This window comes from Pseudomonas sp. URMO17WK12:I6 (assembly GCF_003253625.1).
In the GTDB taxonomy this organism is placed as follows: domain Bacteria; phylum Pseudomonadota; class Gammaproteobacteria; order Pseudomonadales; family Pseudomonadaceae; genus Aquipseudomonas.
Genome location: NZ_QKYZ01000001.1, coordinates 626,203 through 642,808, shown reverse-complemented (window position 1 = coordinate 642,808; position 16,606 = coordinate 626,203). Strand labels below are relative to the sequence as shown.

Here is a 16,606-nt window from a genome sequence, read left to right as displayed (position 1 = left end):
TATCCACAGGTGATCGAACCAATAAAAATCGCAGCCTACGGTTGCGATTTTTTTTACCTGAACGAAGGACATACCCGATGGACCGATTCCAGGAAATGCAGGTCTTCGCCGCTGTCGCCCAGGACCAGGGTTTCTCGGCGGCGGCGCGGCGCTTGGGGATGTCGGCGGCCAGCGTTACCCGGGCAGTGGCGGCGCTTGAGCAGCGCATTGGCACTCAGTTGCTGACGCGCACCACCCGTAGCGTGCATTTGAGCGAGGCGGGCCAGCGTTATCTGGAGGACTGTCGGAGAATTCTCGCCGAGGTGCAGGAAGCCGAAGATTCGGCCGCCGGGAGCCATGCCCAGCCCCGTGGGCAACTGACGATCACCGCGCCGGTATTGTTCGGCGATTTGTTCGTCACGCCGCTCATGGTCGGTTACCTGACTCAATTTCCTGAAGTCAGCATCAACGCTGTACTGGTCGACCGGGTGGTGAGCATGGTCGAGGAGGGCATCGATGTGGCCGTGCGTATCGGTGAATTGCCTGACAGCAATCAGCACGCAATTCGAGTGGGCGAAGTGCGGCGAGTGATCTGCGCTTCCCCTGGATTCCTGACTGACCATGGTCGACCTCGGCATCCGGCAGATTTGAGCCGCGCCCCGATCATCGCCACCTCGTCCATCGGGCAGCCCAGAAGCTGGCCGTTCCTTGAGGCGGGAGAGCCGATCAGTGTTCGTCCGGAGCCACGTCTTGTGGTCTCTGCCAATCAAGCGGCGATCACTGCCGCCGCCATGGGACTGGGGTTGACCCGAGTCCTGTCCTATCAAGTGGCGAGCAAGATCGCCGCCGGTGAGCTGGAAATCGTCCTGGCTGACTTCGAACTGCCGCCATTGCCCATTCATGTGGTCTACCAGGGTGGGCGCAAGGCCCCGACGCGGGTTCGCAGTTTTGTGGACTTTGCGGTGAAGGGGCTGCGCGAACACCCGGCCCTGCACGGCTGAAGGTTTATTGCGCTGGATGAAATAATGGATTGCGTTTGCTGGTTATTCTGTTGCTTTGGTTGTGGATGGAAGATAGCGCTCCATCGGCGCTGATCCTTCCTGAGCGGCGCCACCACCCAGCGGAGTCGACCATGCAAGCCATCAAACTCTACAACTTCCCCCGTTCCGGCCATGCTCACCGTGTAGAGCTGATGCTGTCGTTGTTGCAACTGCCGACCGAGCTGATCTTCGTCGATCTGGCCAAGGGCGCACACAAACAAGCGGATTTTCTTGCGCTCAACCCGTTTGGCCAGGTCCCGGTGATTGAGGATCAAGGCATGGTGCTGGCCGATTCCAACGCGATCCTGGTCTACCTTGCGCAGAAATACGGCAACGGTCGCTGGCTGCCAACCGATCCGGTCGGTGCCGCCAAGGTTCAGCGCTGGTTGTCGGTCGCCGCCGGGCCGATTGCCTTTGGCCCCGGCAGGGCAAGGCTGATCACTGTATTCGGTGCGCCTTACAACGCTGAAGAGGTGATCGCCTATTCTCACACCTGGCTCAAAGTGATCGATCAGGAACTGGGCGCAACGGCCTATCTGGCCGGTAGCGAGCCGACCATCGCCGACATCGCCGCCTACAGCTACATCGCCCATGCTCCGGAAGGCAATGTGTCGCTGGACGACTACGCCAACATCCGAGCCTGGCTGGCGCGCGTTGAAGCCTTGCCAGGGTTTGTCGGCATGCCACGCACCATCGCCGGTTTGCAAAAAACTGCCTGATGTTCACGGCCCTATTCAGTCGGGCCGTTCTTATTGCGCAATGAGCGCAGGGGAGAAGCCGTTATGGAACGTTCACCTTGGCACGCAGGCGAGAAACAGTTGCAGGCTCACGTGGGCGTCGTCGAGCGAATGGAGGCATTGGGTCGTAGGGTGATTCGCGGCGAGATGCCGGACCAGCACCGCACGTTCTATCAGCAACTGCCGTTCATGCTGTACGGCGCGGTGGATGCCGACGGCAACCCTTGGGCCAGTATTCTTGAAGGGGCGCCGGGCTTTGCGAAGTCCCCCGAGCCCGGGCTGTTGCAGATCGGCAGCCTGCCCGGTAGCGACGACCCTGCACAACTGCAAGACGGGGCGGCGATCGGTCTGCTCGGTATCGAGCTGCACACCCGGCGTCGCAACCGTCTCAATGGTCGAGTCGGCGCTGTAACGGCGAGCGGCTTCGAGGTGACGGTGGAGCAATCCTTCGGCAATTGCCCGCAATACATTCAATTGCGCCAGTTTCGCTCGGTGCCATTGGCGGATCCGGAGACCCGTATCGCGCAGCATCTCAATGGTCTGGATGACGCGGCCAAAGCCATGATTGCCAGCGCCGATACCTTCTTTGTCGCCAGCTATGTGGACGTCGATGGCCAACGCTCGGTGGACGTTTCTCATCGGGGCGGCCAGGCCGGTTTCGTCCAGATAGAAGGCAATCGCCTGACCATCCCGGACTTCGCCGGCAACCTGTTCTTCAATACCTTGGGCAACCTGCTGATCAACCCTCGGGCCGGTTTGCTGTTCATCGATTTCGATTCGGGCGATTTGCTGCACCTCAGCGGTCGCACTCAAGTCATCCTTGAAGGCCCGCAGATCGAAGCCTTTCAAGGGGCCGAGCGGCTGTGGACATTCGAGGTGGAGCACGCGGTGCGTCGGCCCGCGGCACTGGCCTTGCGCTGGCGCTTTGACGGCGTGTCGCCCACCAGTCTGCTGACCGGCACCTGGGCGCAGGCGAATGCACGCCTGCAAGCCCAGGCGCTGGGGAATCGCTGGCGGCCGCTGCGAGTGACGCGCATCGAGCGGGAGAGCCACAACATCCGTTCGATCTATCTGGAGCCTGCCGATGGCGCCGGATTGCCGGTGTTTCAAGCTGGGCAACATTTGCCCTTGCGGTTCAACATCGCAGGCGATGTGCACATCCGCACGTACAGCCTGTCGAGCGCGCCATCCGATGACTTTTTCCGCATCAGCGTGAAGCGTGAAGGCCTGGTGTCCTCGCACCTGCATGAGCAGATTCGTGTCGGCGATGTGCTTGAAGCCCGCTCACCTCAAGGGCATTTCACCGTGGCGCCGAATGAGCGTCGGCCGCTGGTGCTATTGGCTGCCGGCGTGGGGATCACGCCGCTGCTGTCGATGCTGCGGGAAGTGGTTTATCAAGGCCTGCGCACGCGGCGCATCCGTCCTGTGTGGTTCTTCCAGAGCTCGCGGACCTTGGCCGATCAACCGTTTCGCCCTGAGCTGGATCGCCTGCTCGACGGCCTCGGTGATGAGGTGCGGATGCTGCGTTTGCTCAGTCAGCCGGAGTCCGATGCCCGTGAGGGTGAAGATTACGATCTGACAGGGCGCATCGACGCCGACTTGCTCAAGACTACTCTTGAGGTGGAGGACTACGACCAAGTGGATTTTGTCCTGTGCGGTCCGGGAAGTTTTACCCAGGGTCTGTACGACAGCCTGCGGGATCTGGATGTCCCTGATTCAAGGATTCATGCTGAAACCTTTGGCCCGTCGACGCTGCGTCGCAAGCCGGACCCGGACGCGGTGGTCATCGAGCAATTGCCGGCCGCTACCGTTTCGGTGCCCGTCGTGTTCCAGCGCTCTGCCAAAGAAGCGCGTTGGCAGCCGGACGGCGGCAGTTTGCTGGAGTTGGCGGAGAGCCGTGGCTTGCGCCCGGAATTCAGTTGCCGCGGCGGTTCCTGCGGGACCTGCAAAACCCGGTTGATCAGCGGAGAGGTGAATTATCCACAGCCTCCGGCGGAGGTTCCCGATGCGGGTGAGGTGCTGATTTGTTGTGCGGTGCCGGCGCAGGGTTCGCAGCCGTTGGTGTTGGATCTGTAACTGAACCAGACAACACAGAAAATCCCTCTGTGGGAGCGGGCATTCAGGTGCTGGGTACGGTGGTTGCGAAAAGTCAGGTGATCGTTGCCCGCAAGCCAACGGCTGAGTAGGGTAGCGAGCAGAGCGACAAAGGGCCTTTGAGAGGCCCTTTTTGTATTTCTGGGATAAGGTTTCTCATGGTTTTTTTCACACGCTTGATCGTTTTGCTGGCAGCGGTGTTGCTCAACGGTTGCGAGCAACCGGACGCGCCGCCGCTCGATCAGCAACTCTATGTCTGGCAACGGCAATGGACGCCGGCCCATGACGCCGCGTTGCGCGACAGCCGCACCGATTTCTCGACCTTGCGCGTGCTGGCCTTGCAGGCATTTCCACAGTCTGGCTGGAGCCGGGCGCGGATCGATCCGGCGCTGCTCAAGCGTGATGGCCGACCGCTGATTGCGGTGGTTCGTCTGGATGGCCAACTCAACGGGCTGGACCGGGACGAGGTCACGGCACAGATCCAGCAGGTGCTCAACGATTGGCAAGGGCAGGGGCTGACCCTGTCCGGCGTGGAAATCGACCACGATGCGGGCAACGCCCGGTTACCGGCCTACCGCGAATTCCTCACCCATTTGCGTGGCGTTCTGCCGGCGTCCTTGCCGCTGAGCATCACGGCGTTGCCGGCCTGGCTCGACAGTTCTGAATTGCCGGCGTTGCTGGCAACGGTCGACAGTAGCGTGTTGCAGGTGCACGCGGTGAGCGATCCACGGCGTGGGCTGTTCGACCCGGATCAGACACGGCAGTGGGCCAGGGCCTGGAGTCGCAACACATCGAAACCGTTTTATCTGGCGCTGCCGGCTTATGGCGTGGCGCTGTTGCCGGGGGCCGGGGGCGCGCCGGTCGTGGAAAGCGAAGTGCCCATCGAGCGAGGTGGCGAACGTCGGGAGTTGCTGGCGGACCCGCAGCAACTGAGTAAGCTCGGCACCGAGTTGCGCGCCGATCCACCGGCCCATCTGGCCGGGCTGATCTGGTTTCGCCTGCCCCTGGCCAATGATCGCAGGGCCTGGAGCCTGACGACGCTGGGCGCTGTGGCGCGCGGCGATACGCTCGACAGTCATGTGGGGCTGAAACTCTCGGCGCAGGACGGCCTCTACGACATCAGCCTCAGCAACCAAGGCAACCTCGACAGTGCCTGGCCCGAACGTCTGACGCTGGCGGTGCAGGGCTGCGAGGGCGCCGATGCGCTGGCCGGTTATGCGTTGCAACAGCGCCCGGATCTGCTTACCTTCATCCGCCTGCGTGACGGTCGAATCCCGGCCGGCGGGCAGCGCGCCATCGGTTGGGCTCGCTGCGCACACATTGATCAAGGAGGTTCGAATGTTTACCCGTAACTGGCCCCGCCATGTGCTTTGCCTGAGCCTCAGCCTGCCATTGGGTTCGGCGCTGGCCTGCGGGCCGGACTTCCCCATGCGCCTGCTGGACAACCGTGGCCAGTCGCTGGCGGAACTGCCGGAAGGCAACTTCAACCTTGAGATCAGCCGCCTCGGGCATGCCATCGCGGGACTGAAAAATGTCACCGCCGCCACCAACATTCCGGGGGACGGTTACGGCGATGCGCCTGATTACACCCATCAGCGCGATACCGCTGAACAGGCCGGTCTGACGCCTGAGCAGCAAGCGCTGGTGAAACAACTGCGCAACCTGACCGATGCCCGTCAGGTTGAAGAGCAAGGCGCGAATCTGCCGGCCGAGCACAGACTCTATCTGGCTGGCGCCGTGGCGTTCAACGCCGGTGACCATGGCCTGGCCGCCGACTACTTCCAGAAAGTGCTGGCGCTGCCGGCGGAACAACGCCCGTTGCGTAGCACCTGGGCGGCGTACTCGATGGGCCGGGCGCTGTTTGCCATGAGTTCAGAAGCAGGCGCGACCCCTGACCTGTTGGCTCAGTCCCGCAAGGCCTTCGAGCAGACCCGTCAACTGAGCATCGACAGCTTCAGCGACCCGTTGGAACTGGGTGTCGCCAGCCTCGGCGAAGAAGCGCGAGTGGCCCGCACCGCGGGTGACTGGGACAACGCCATCCAACTCTACGCCACGCAGAATCTTCACGGTTCGGCGGTGGGCTACACCTCGCTGAAGCTGTTGATGGCCGATCTGGCGGCGATGCCCGACGAGCAACTGGCCGGGTTGCTCAAGGGCAAAGCGGTGCAGCAACTGGTGACGGCGTCGTTGATCAGTCGGCTGGGCTGGTCATTCGGTGATCAACCGCCGAACGAACAGAAACTGATCAAACTGCTGCAAAGCAGCACCCGTGGCAGTCTGGATAATGCCGATCGCCTGGCGGCGATGAATTATCAACAGGGCGATTACGCCAGCGCCAAAGCCTTCCTCGAACAGGCTGGTGACGGTGGCCTTGCATGGTGGTTGCGGGCGAAGCTGGCGGTGCGTGATGGCGACAAAAACGCCGCCGCAGCGGCCTATGCCAAAGCCGCCCAGGCCTTCCCGCAGAACGAATCCTGGGGCGAGCGGCGGACGCCCGACTGGGATTACGAAACGCTCCAGCCCAAGTGCCGGGTCGAGGGTGAAAGCGCGATCCTGGCCCTGCAACGCGGGGATTACCTGCAGGCCTTCGATCAGCTCTATCGCAGCCAGGGCATCTACTGGTTCGACGCGGCCACCGTGGCTGAGCGGGTGCTGACCCTCGATGAACTCAAGCAGTACGTCGACACCCAGGTGCCGGCACCGCCACCGCTCAGCCAGCAGGATCGCGACAATTATGTGCCGTTGCCGGTGGCCGCGAGCCTGCGCAATCTGCTCGGGCGGCGTTTATTGCGTGAAGAGCGTTACGATGAGGCTCCGGCTTACTTCGACAACGTCGATTTGCAGAACAAGGCCAAGGCGTACGGGCAATTGCGTCAGGAGGCGGACGCTGCCTGGTGGCCGACCAAGCGTGCTGCTGCTCTATTTAACGCAGGTTGGCTGATGCGCGAGTGGGGGATGGAAATTCTCGGCTACGAAATGGCGCCGGATTACGCCACGTTCGGCGGTAATTACAGCCTTGAGAGCAGCGAGCTCAAGGTGGGTCCATTAGTGGCTGAAGATGAAGTCCGGCGTCAGCAGGCCAGCGCTGCACAGCCCGATCAGCGTTACCACTATCGTTATGTCGCCACGGCGTTGGCCAGCCGCGCTGCTGATAATTTGCCCCATACCAGTCAGGCTTTTGCGGCCGTTCTGTGTGCGGCGGCGGGGTGGAACACCAGCCTTGAAGAAGAAAGCGCCTTCTATCAACGCTATGTGAAGGAAGGGCCGTACGTGGATTGGGCGGTGAACTTCGGTCGCCGATGTCCTTATCCGGATTTTCAGAATGCAGATAAGCGTTACGTTACCCAAGTATTGAGCCCGGTCCGCTCGGCATTGCGACCGTATAAAAAGTGGCTGCAGATGGGCAGCGTGGTGGTGTTTACCGCGATTGCGCTGGTGTTGATCAACCGACGCCAGCGCAATGCGCGATAGTCATCAAGCTTGTTGAACAAAGGTCAGCCGCACAGCAAAACCAATCAACAGGCTGCCAAACAACCACTGCTGTACCCGCTGGGCCGATGGACTGCGTTGCAGCCAACGGCCCAACGCAGCGCCGACCAGCGCGTAGGCGCTGTCGAACAGCAAGCCGACGCCGACCAGCATCATGCCCAGGGTCGCAAATTGCGCGAGCACCGGTCCGGCTTGAGGGTTGATGAACTGCGGCAGCAGCACTGAGCAAAACAGCAGCGCCTTGGGGTTGAGCAGGTTAGTCAGCAAACCGCGCTGGATCGCCTCCGGCCACCGTGGTTTAGCAGTCCTTGCGTCTGCACCGTTCAAGCTCGGCAGCATCGTGGTGCGCAGGCACTGAATGCCGATCCAGAGCAGGTACGCAGCGCCGGCCAGGCGCACCACGTCGAAGGTCCAGGGCGCAGTCCTGAACAGCGTCGCCAAACCCAATGCCGCCAATGCCACATGACAACCGCGCGCCACGCCCAACCCCAATGCCGTGGCCAGCGCCGCGCCTTTGCCCTGACGAGCGCCGGTCTGCAACAGCAGAATCATGTCCGGGCCCGGCAACAGGTACACCACTGTCAATGCCATGAAAAACAGCCAGAGTTCTGTCATGTTGCCCCCCATTCGTTGTCGATTTGGTGGGGTCAGTCTACGGCCGAGGGGCAGGGCAGGTGGTTGCGTAGTCAGCTTCTAAAGCTTCGATATTTGGCATAACCTGCCAGTTTATGATGATCGAACCATCAGGATCTGCCAAAGCATGAAACTGGACGCCTACGACCGCAAAATCCTCACGGCGCTGCAACGGGACGGACGCCTGAGCAACGTACAACTGGCCGATGAGATCGGCTTGTCGGCCTCGCCCTGTTTGCGTCGGGTCCGGATGCTGGAAGAGGCCGGTGTGATTCGCGGCTATCAGGCCAACCTCGATCGAGATGAAGTGGGCCTTGGGCTGACGGTGTTTGTCGGGGTCAAGGTCGAACGGCATAACGATGAACAAGCCGAAGCGTTTCGCCTGGCCGTGACGGCATTGCCTGAGGTGATTTCGGCGTTTCTGGTGTCCGGGGAATCGGATTTTCTGCTGCAAGTGGTGGTACCGGACTTGCGCGCCTATGACCGTTTCCTCACCGGGCGATTGCTGAAATTGCCGGGCGTGAGCGATATCCGCAGCAATTTTGCAATTCACACGGTGAAGACGCCGGGAGCGTTGCCGTTGGGGCATCTGCCTGACTGAAAAAGCGAAAAGATCGCAGTCTTTGGCCGCGATCTTTTGATCGTTCTAAATCTGCGTCGCCATCCCTTCCACATTCATCGCCGCCTGGCGCAAGGCCTCGGAGCGGGTCGGGTGTGGATGGCAGGTCAGGGCGATGTCTTCGGCCGAGGCGCTGAACTCCATGGCCACGCAATATTCGCCAATCATTTCGCTGACGCTCGGGCCCACAAGGTGCACACCGAGAACTTCGTCGGTGCGCTCATCGGCCAGTACCTTGGCGAAGCCTTCGGTTTCGTGGTTGATCTTCGCCCGGCTGTTGGCGGTGAAGGGGAATTTGCCGACCTTGTAGGCGCGACCTTCGGCCTTCAACTGTTCTTCGGTCTTGCCGACGCTGGCCAGCTCCGGTTTGGTGTAGATCACGCTGGGGATCAGGTCGTAATTGACCTCGCCAGCCTTGCCGACGATCTGCTCGATGCAGGCCATGGCTTCGTCTTCGGCCTTGTGGGCGAGCATCGGCCCTGAGGTGACGTCACCGATTACCCAGACCCCCGCGGCTTCAGTGCGGTGGCCCTTGTTGGCGAGCATGCCGCGTTTGTCGGTGGCGAGGCCGACGTTCTCCAGCCCCAGGCCCTGGGTGTAAGGACGACGACCGATAGCCACCAGCACGTAGTCGGCTTCCAGCAGTTCGGCGGTGCCACCTGCGGCCGGTTCGACACTGAGTTGAACACCGCTCGCCGAGGAGGTGGCGCTGGTGACTTTCGAACTCAACTTGAAGCGGATGCCTTGCTTGCTCAATGAGCGCTGCAGGGTTTTACCGGCTTCAGCATCCACACCCGGGCAGATCCGGTCGAGAAATTCGACGACCGTCACCTGAGCACCCAGGCGCCGCCATACCGAACCCAGTTCCAGGCCGATCACTCCAGCGCCGATCACCACCAGGTGCTTCGGTACTTCAGCCAGCGACAGTGCGCCCGTGGAGTCGAGGATGCGTTGGTTGTCGATGTCCACGCCTGGCAGGGGAGTGGGTTCGGAACCGGTGGCGATGATGATGTCTTTGGCGCTCAGCCGGGTCTTGCCACCCTGATTGTCGGTCACTGTGACGCTGCCCGGCCCGTCGATGTGGCCCCACCCCTTGATCCAGTCGACCTTGTTTTTGCGAAACAGAAACTCGATGCCCTTGGTCAACCCTGTGACGCTTTCATCCTTCTGTTTCATCATTTGAGCCAGGTTGAGCACAGGTTTGACCTCGATCCCGAGGTTGGCGAATTCCGCCCCCATGGCCGCGTCGTAGAGCTCGGAGGCATGCAGCAATGCCTTGGACGGCATGCAACCGACGTTCAGGCAGGTCCCGCCGAGGGTGGCGCGACCTTCCACGCATGCCGCTTTCAAGCCCAACTGCCCGGCGCGGATCGCTGCGTTGTAACCGCCGGGGCCGGCGCCCAGAATCACGACGTCATAGGTGCTCATGGTGCAACTCCTGGATTGAGAGGGGCGGGATCGATAAAAAGTAGTCTTCAATAAAAATTACGAACGTAATATGTGCGTTTCTCACCATTTCGGTCAAGGCTTCAGCTTGGCGACAGGTTCAGCGTTTTTAGATAGAACGATTCAGGACGAAAATTTCACCATTTTCGTTATATCGTAACGAATTGTGATGTGAGTAATGGCTGGGGTGGTATGCAAGTCGATCTCGATGGCGATGGGGCACAGATAGCAGGGCTGCCGCGCTTTCAGCAGGCGGTCGTTCAAGGACGTCGATTACGCCAATGGGCAATCGGTTTGGGGGCCTTGTCGGCCGCAGGGCTGGTGCTGGCGTTTTTTGTCGGGCTGTTTGCACCGCAGTCGCTCTGGCCCGCGTTACTGGTCAATCAGGGCGCCGGTTTGCTGGTGCTGGTCGCCGGCCTGCAGTCGGCCTGGTGGATAACGCAGTGGCGCGCACGAGCGATGAATCCATCAGTGTTGGTGCCGGTGGCTATCACCGAAGAAGTCGTTGTCGCCGAAGGTTGGTACGAGCGGTTGCTGGACGGCATCAGTCAGCGTTGGCTGCGCCTGCTGGGGCAGATCGGTGCACCGACGCTCTGGCTTGGCGGCTGGGCGTTGTTGAGTTTGTACAGCATCGAGCAGGTCTGGAACCTCGCTTTGCCACCCGCTGCGTTGGGATTATCGGCCAGTGTCGGCGCGGCGTTGTCGTTGCTGCTGGCGTTCGGTTTGCTGGTGCTGGAGCGGCAACTGGCGCAGGAAAATGTCGCCCAATGGCCTGAAGCCGGGTCGTTGGCGCAGCTGACGCGGGTCGCGATTATTGGCCTGGTGCTCAGCGCCTTGTGTCTGTTGTTCGGTAGCGAAACAGCCGTCTGGCCGGTGCGTCTGGCGGTGCTGATCGGCTTGTTGCCGGGGCTGGTCGCCATCGAGTTGTTGCTGCGCGCCGTGTTGTCACTGTTCAGCCCCCGTCGTGAACAGCTTGAACCGACCTTGCTGGCGCGAAGCTTCGTCGCCGATATGTTGCGCTGGCCGCCACAGCCCCTGCTCGCATTGCAGCACGAGTTGCACAATCGCTTCGGTATCGACCTGCGACAAATCTGGGCCTTCACCTACATGCGCCGGGCGTTTTTGCCGGTGCTGGCGGTGGTGGCAATCGTCGGTTGGTCGCTCACCGGCATTCATGAAATACCGCTACAGGGGCGGGGCATCTACGAACGTTTCGGCAAACCGGTGGAAGTGTTTGGGCCCGGTTTGCACGCCGGTTTGCCGTGGCCGCTGGGTCGCGTGCTGAGCGTCGAGAACGGCGTAGTCCATGAGTTGGCCACCAGCGTGGGCGAAGCATCGGCCCCGGTCGCGGCCGAACCTGCCGAAGGCCCGGCACCGGCCATTGCCAATCGCTTGTGGGACGCCAGCCATGTGAATGACAAATCCCAGGTCATCGCCAGCAGCCGTGCCGACAAGCAGAGCTTTCAGATCGTCAACATGGATGTGCGCTTCGTCTATCGCATCGGCCTGAGCGATCAGGCGGCTCTGGCCGCGACGTACAACAGCGCCGACGTGCCGACGCTGATTCGCAGCACCGCCAGCCGGATTCTGGTTCATGACTTCGCCTCAAGAACCCTCGACGGTTTGCTCGGCGAAGACAGGGTAGGGCTCTCTGAAGAAATCGGCCGCGCCGTGCAGGCGGATCTGCAAAAACTCGACAGCGGCGTGGAAATTCTCGCCACGGTGGTCGAGGCCATTCATCCGCCAGCGGGGGCTGCCAATGCTTATCACGGCGTTCAAGCAGCGCAGATTGGCGCCCAGGCATTGATCTCCCGCGAGCGCGGTGCCGCAGCGGAGGCGACCAACCAGGCGCAATTGCAGGCCAGCATCGCTCGCGATCAAGCCACGGCCAGTGCGCATGAAATCAACTCAAGCGCTCAGGCTGCCGACCTGAAATTTGCCGCCGAGCGAAAGGCGTACTCCAGCGCCGGCCAGGCTTTTGTACTGGAGCAATACCTCAGTCAACTGACCCAGGGTCTGGCTAACGCCAAGCTGCTGGTTCTCGATCACCGTCTGGGTGGCAGCAGCAATGCGCCGACCATCGACCTACGTACATTCACGCTGCCGGCTGACCCTGCGCCGTCGCGTAATACCGCTCAGCCAGGAGCCGCCCATTGAGCCAGTCGACGCCTACTCACGATCATCACGACCACGATGACCACGCCGGCCACGATCACGGTCATGGCGGGCATCACCACGGTCATCATCACCATCACCACCATGGTGATCCGCACGAAGCTGGCCCTTTTCCGTGGCGGCGAATGGGCTGGGCGGCGCTGCTGGTGGCCTTTGCCGTTGCGGCGGCAAGCCTTGTGCAAGTGCGCTCGGGGGAGGCCACGGTGATTACGCGCTTTGGCAATCCATCGCGGGTGTTGCTGGAGCCGGGTCTTGGCTGGCGTTGGCCGGCGCCGTTCGAGGCGGCGATTCCGGTTGATCTGCGGCTGCGCACCACCTCCAGCGGTTTGCAGGATGTGGGCACGCGCGACGGTCTGCGCATCATCGTGCAAGCCTACGTGGCCTGGCAGGTACAGGGCGATCCGGACAACGTGCAACGTTTTATGCGCGCTGTACAGAATCAACCCGATGAAGCCGCGCGGCAGATTCGTACCTTTGTCGGCTCGGCGCTGGAAACCACTGCCAGCAGTTTCGACCTGGCCAACCTGGTGAACACTGACGCCAACCAGGTGCACATCGCCGATTTCGAAGCGCAGCTGCGCCAGCAGATCGATCAGCAGTTGCTCACCACCTATGGCGTGCGAGTGCTGCAAGTCGGTATCGAGCGCTTGACGCTGCCATCGGTGACGCTCACCGCGACGGTCGATCGTATGCGCGCCGAGCGTGAAACAATCGCCACTGAACGCACGGCTATCGGCAAACGTGAAGCGGCACAAATCCGTTCTGCGGCCGAGCGTGATGCGCGAATCGTACAAGCTGATGCCACTGTGAAAGCCGCAGACATCGAAGCCCAATCCCGCGTCGAAGCCGCGCAGATTTACGGCCGCGCCTACGCAGGCTCACCGCAGCTCTACAATTTGCTGCGTTCGCTCGACACCTTGGGCACCATCGTCGCACCGGGCACCAAACTGATTTTGCGCACCGATGCGGCGCCGTTCCGGGTGTTGGTTGACGGTCCACCGACGCTCGAAAACAAGTCCGGGTCGCAGCCATGAGTTTGGTTCCACGTGGAACAAATGAATTGAGCAGCCCCTGGATTCAGGCCGGGCGCTTGGCTTTTCTCGCGCTTTACGCTGTGACCGTGCTGGCTGCTTTGGCGTGGGCATTTTCCAATGTGCGGCAGATCGACCCGCAGAATCGTGCTGTGGTGCTGCACTTCGGCGCACTGGATCGCATTCAAAACTCCGGTTTGCTGTTGGCGTGGCCGCGACCGTTTGAGCAGGTGATCTTGTTACCGGCAGCGGACCGGGTGATCGAGCGTCGGGTGGAAAATCTGCTGCGCACCGATGCCGCGTTGCAGGCCGACCGGGTGGCGAGCTTCGCCACACCCCTCAGCGATGCGCTCGCCGGCTCCGGTTATCTGCTGACCGGTGACGCGGGCGTGGTGCAGCTGGATGTGCGGGTGTTCTACAAAGTCACTGAGCCCTATGCCTTCGTTCTTCAGGGTGAGCATGTGTTGCCGGCTCTGGATCGACTGGTGACGCGCAGTGCCGTGGCACTCACCGCGGCGCGAGACCTGGACACCATTCTGGTGGCTCGACCGGAACTGATCGGTGCCGACAATCAGGCTGCCGAACGTCGCGAACGTCTGCGCGGCGATCTGGTGCGAGGCATCAATCAACGCTTGGCCGAACTGACGGCGACCGGGCAGGGCTTGGGTATCGAAGTGGCGCGGGTCGATGTGCAATCGAGTCTGCCCGGCCCGGCAGTGAGCGCGTTCAACGCCGTGTTAACTGCCAGCCAGCAAGCTGACAAGGCCGTGGCCAATGCGCGCACGGAAGCCGAGAAGCTGACTCAGTCCGCCAATGAACAAGCCGACCGCACGCTGCAAGTGGCTCACGCCCAGGCCAGCGAACGCCTGGCCAAAGCCTCCACCGACACCGCCACAGTATTAAGCCTGGCCAAGGCGCAACAGCAGGGCACCGACCCGCAAATGCTGCTGCGTATTTACCGTGAGCGGATGCCGAAGATTCTCGGGCAGGCCGGTTCGGTGACGACGGTCGATCCGAAAGACGATTCCCGCCTGATCATTCAGGGAGCTGCGCAATGACTGCCCAAACCGCCGCCGCGCCGAGCATGTTGTCCTCGGCTGAACAACGTAGCGCCGCGCGCCAGTTGACCCTGGCCATGCTTGCACTGGGCTTGCTTGCGCTCGGCCTGATCTGGCGCTGGTTGTTGCCGGAGCAGACCGGGGTCAGCCAATTGCTGTTGGGTTTTGCTTCGTTGCTGGTGGCCGTGCCGGTCATGCGTTCGGCGTGGTACAGCCTGCGTTATCCGAGCCTGCACGGGATCACCGATCAGTTGATTGCCCTCGCCATGCTCGGCGCTTGGGCCACTGGCGATCTGCTGACTGCGGCACTGCTGCCGATCATCATGATCTTCGGCCATGTGCTGGAAGAGCGCAGCGTGATCGGCTCACAGGAAGCGATTCATGCCCTCGGCAAACTGACCCGCAGCCATGCGCGCAAGATTCAGGCTGACGGCGCTATCGTTGAAGTCGATAACGGCACACTCAAGGCCGGCGACCTGGTGGAGGTGCGTGCGGGTGATCGCGTGCCGGCCGATGGTCGGGTGTTGTCCGGTCAGGCGAGCCTCGACACTGCATCGATCACCGGTGAGTCGGTGCCCATAGAGGCCGTTGTGGGCATGCCGGTGTTCGGCGGAGCGATCAACCTTGATGGCTTGTTGCGCATTGAAGTGACCCGCACCGGTCACGAGTCGACACTGGGTAAAGTCATCGCGTTGATGCAAAACGCCGAACGCTCCAAGCCGCCGATCACCCGTTTGCTCGAACGCTACGCCGGTAGCTACATGGTGCTGGTGTTGCTGCTGGCGGCCGTAACCTGGTTCGTCACCAACGATGCCCAGGCGATGCTTGCGGTGTTGGTGGCGGCCTGTCCTTGCGCACTGGTGTTGTCGGCACCGGCCACGGCGATTGCCGGGGTGGCGGTCGCAGCTCGGCACGGGATTCTGATTCGCAGCTCGGCGTTCCTCGAAGAATTGGCTGACCTGACGTCGTTGGTGGTCGACAAGACCGGAACCCTGACGTTCGGCACCTTGCGCCTGCAATCGATCGACAGTCCGCTGAAAGATCGCAGTCACGTACTGAAACTCGCCGCCAGCCTTGGCTCTGCCAGCAGCCACCCGGTCAGCCGCGCGTTGGCCGGGTTGGTCACTCAGGAACATTTTCTGCTGCTCTCCGACATCCGCGAGCGTCAGGGGCTGGGTGTCGTGGCGATGACGGAGCAGGGCGAAGCGGCCCTCGGTCGTCCGGAGCTGTTCGCGCAATTGGGCATCGTCACCTCAGCTGTTCCCGGCCACGATGGCCCGATTGCCGGGCTGGCCCTCGACGGTGAATTTCTCGCTTGGCTGTTGCTCGCCGACAGCGTCAAACCCGAGGCGCGGTTTGCCCTGAGCGAGTTGCGTGAACTGGGCTTGGGTCGTCAGTTGTTGCTGACCGGGGATCGACAAAGCGTGGCTCATACGCTGGCCCGGGATGTGGGCATCAGCGATGTCGAAGCCCAGGCCTTGCCCGAGGACAAACTCAATCGCGTGTTGAAAGAAATCGACAGCGGTTTCCGGCCGATGGTGGTGGGAGACGGCATCAACGATTCCCTGGCGCTGAAGGCCGGTGTGGTCGGCGTGGCCATGGGCGCGGGCGGCGCGGACATCGCGCTGGCCTCGGCCGATATCGTACTGATCGGCAGCGACCTGCGCCGGCTCGGAACCTGTGTGCGCCTGAGTCGCCAATGCCGGCAGACTTTACAGGTGAACGTAATCATCGGTCTGGGCTGGACCCTGGCGATTGTCGCCTTTGCCGCATTCGGCTGGCTGGGCGCGGCCGGGGCGATGATTGCCGCGCTGTTGCACAACTTGAGTACGTTATTGGTGCTCGGTAATGCTGGGCGTTTGCTGCGTTTTCAGGAGCCTTTGCTCAAGCTCAAAGATGAGGTTTGAGCGAGGCGAAAAGTTTTTTCATCGCCTCTGTAACGCCGTCAGGGCAGCGCTCTCTAGTGCTGTGTCGGGACTGAACAACCTTCCAGCCGACACCCCTGACGATTACTGAGGATATACAAATGAACTTCAAAACCGCCACCGCTGGTGCCGCTCTCGCCTTTGCCGCTGCAACAATGTTCGCAGGTGTTGCCACTCAGGCTCAGGCCGCCGACGCTGCACAAGTTCACTGCTACGGCGTGACATCGTGCAAAGGCATGAATGACTGCAAGACAGCCGAAAACGCCTGCAAAGGTCAGGCTGTCTGCAAAGGGCATGGCTTCAAGGCAATGACTCAGGCCGAATGCATGAAGGCAGATGGAAAAGTCGGCGAATAACTGACTGCCGAATGCCGTCGCGGT

Annotated in this window: 13 protein-coding genes; 11 read left to right on the top strand and 2 right to left on the bottom strand. The window is 61.6% G+C overall.

Annotated features, from left to right (window positions below; all coding sequences use genetic code 11):
• The first annotated feature begins 77 nt into the window (after positions 1-77).
• The 5 genes from F475_RS03015 (at position 78) to F475_RS02995 (ending at position 7,321) form a co-directional block, all read left to right on the top strand.
• On the top strand, positions 78-980 hold the full coding sequence (locus F475_RS03015) for a LysR family transcriptional regulator (RefSeq protein ID WP_111453111.1): 903 nt from the start codon (positions 78-80) through the stop codon (positions 978-980).
• 131 nt (positions 981-1,111) lie between these two features.
• Positions 1,112-1,738, top strand: a complete 627-nt coding sequence (locus F475_RS03010; RefSeq protein ID WP_018927332.1) for a glutathione S-transferase family protein — start codon at positions 1,112-1,114, stop codon at positions 1,736-1,738.
• Between the two features lie 63 nt (positions 1,739-1,801).
• Positions 1,802-3,832 carry a pyridoxamine 5'-phosphate oxidase family protein gene (locus F475_RS03005; protein ID WP_111453110.1) on the top strand — a complete coding sequence of 677 codons (2,031 nt, stop codon included), beginning with the start codon at positions 1,802-1,804 and terminating at the stop codon, positions 3,830-3,832.
• A 176-nt stretch (positions 3,833-4,008) separates the two neighbouring features.
• On the top strand, positions 4,009-5,202 hold the full coding sequence (locus tag F475_RS03000) for a DUF3142 domain-containing protein (RefSeq protein WP_111453109.1): 1,194 nt from the start codon (positions 4,009-4,011) through the stop codon (positions 5,200-5,202).
• The gene (locus F475_RS02995) at positions 5,189-7,321 is read left to right on the top strand and encodes a hypothetical protein (RefSeq protein WP_111453108.1); all 2,133 of its coding nucleotides are present in this window, start codon (positions 5,189-5,191) and stop codon (positions 7,319-7,321) included. Before F475_RS03000 ends, F475_RS02995 begins: the two co-directional genes overlap by 14 nt.
• Before the next feature lie 3 nt (positions 7,322-7,324).
• Here the strand turns inward: F475_RS02995 and F475_RS02990 are convergent, their stop codons facing one another.
• The gene (locus F475_RS02990) at positions 7,325-7,954 is read right to left on the bottom strand and encodes a LysE family translocator (protein ID WP_064621373.1); all 630 of its coding nucleotides are present in this window, start codon (positions 7,952-7,954) and stop codon (positions 7,325-7,327) included.
• Positions 7,955-8,099: 145 nt separating this feature from the next.
• Here F475_RS02990 and F475_RS02985 point away from each other — a divergent pair, with 145 nt between their 5' ends.
• The gene (locus F475_RS02985) at positions 8,100-8,573 is read left to right on the top strand and encodes an Lrp/AsnC family transcriptional regulator (RefSeq protein ID WP_019580354.1); all 474 of its coding nucleotides are present in this window, start codon (positions 8,100-8,102) and stop codon (positions 8,571-8,573) included.
• Positions 8,574-8,618: 45 nt separating this feature from the next.
• Here F475_RS02985 and lpdA read toward each other — a convergent pair whose 3' ends face one another.
• Entirely contained in the window at positions 8,619-10,019 is a 1,401-nt protein-coding gene (gene lpdA / locus F475_RS02980; protein WP_018927339.1) for a dihydrolipoyl dehydrogenase, read from the bottom strand.
• Positions 10,020-10,229: 210 nt separating this feature from the next.
• On the opposite strand from lpdA, the gene hflK (F475_RS02975) reads away from it, so the two are divergent.
• The 5 genes from hflK (F475_RS02975) to F475_RS02955 all read left to right on the top strand — a co-directional run bounded on the left by hflK (F475_RS02975) (position 10,230) and on the right by F475_RS02955 (position 16,582).
• Positions 10,230-12,194 (top strand): protease modulator HflK, encoded by a 1,965-nt coding sequence (gene hflK, locus F475_RS02975; protein ID WP_111453107.1) that lies wholly within the window; start codon positions 10,230-10,232, stop codon positions 12,192-12,194.
• Positions 12,191-13,246, top strand: a complete 1,056-nt coding sequence (gene hflC / locus F475_RS02970) for a protease modulator HflC (protein WP_086945235.1) — start codon at positions 12,191-12,193, stop codon at positions 13,244-13,246. The genes hflK (F475_RS02975) and hflC overlap by 4 nt, the downstream gene beginning before the upstream one ends.
• Entirely contained in the window at positions 13,243-14,301 is a 1,059-nt protein-coding gene (hflK, locus tag F475_RS02965) for a protease modulator HflK (RefSeq protein WP_026286517.1), read from the top strand. Before hflC ends, hflK (F475_RS02965) begins: the two co-directional genes overlap by 4 nt.
• Positions 14,298-16,208, top strand: coding sequence for a heavy metal translocating P-type ATPase (locus F475_RS02960; RefSeq protein ID WP_111453106.1), 1,911 nt, complete (start codon positions 14,298-14,300; stop codon positions 16,206-16,208). Before hflK (F475_RS02965) ends, F475_RS02960 begins: the two co-directional genes overlap by 4 nt.
• A gap of 119 nt (positions 16,209-16,327) precedes the next feature.
• The gene (locus F475_RS02955; RefSeq protein WP_018927345.1) at positions 16,328-16,582 is read left to right on the top strand and encodes a membrane protein; all 255 of its coding nucleotides are present in this window, start codon (positions 16,328-16,330) and stop codon (positions 16,580-16,582) included.
• Positions 16,583-16,606 lie beyond the last annotated feature (24 nt).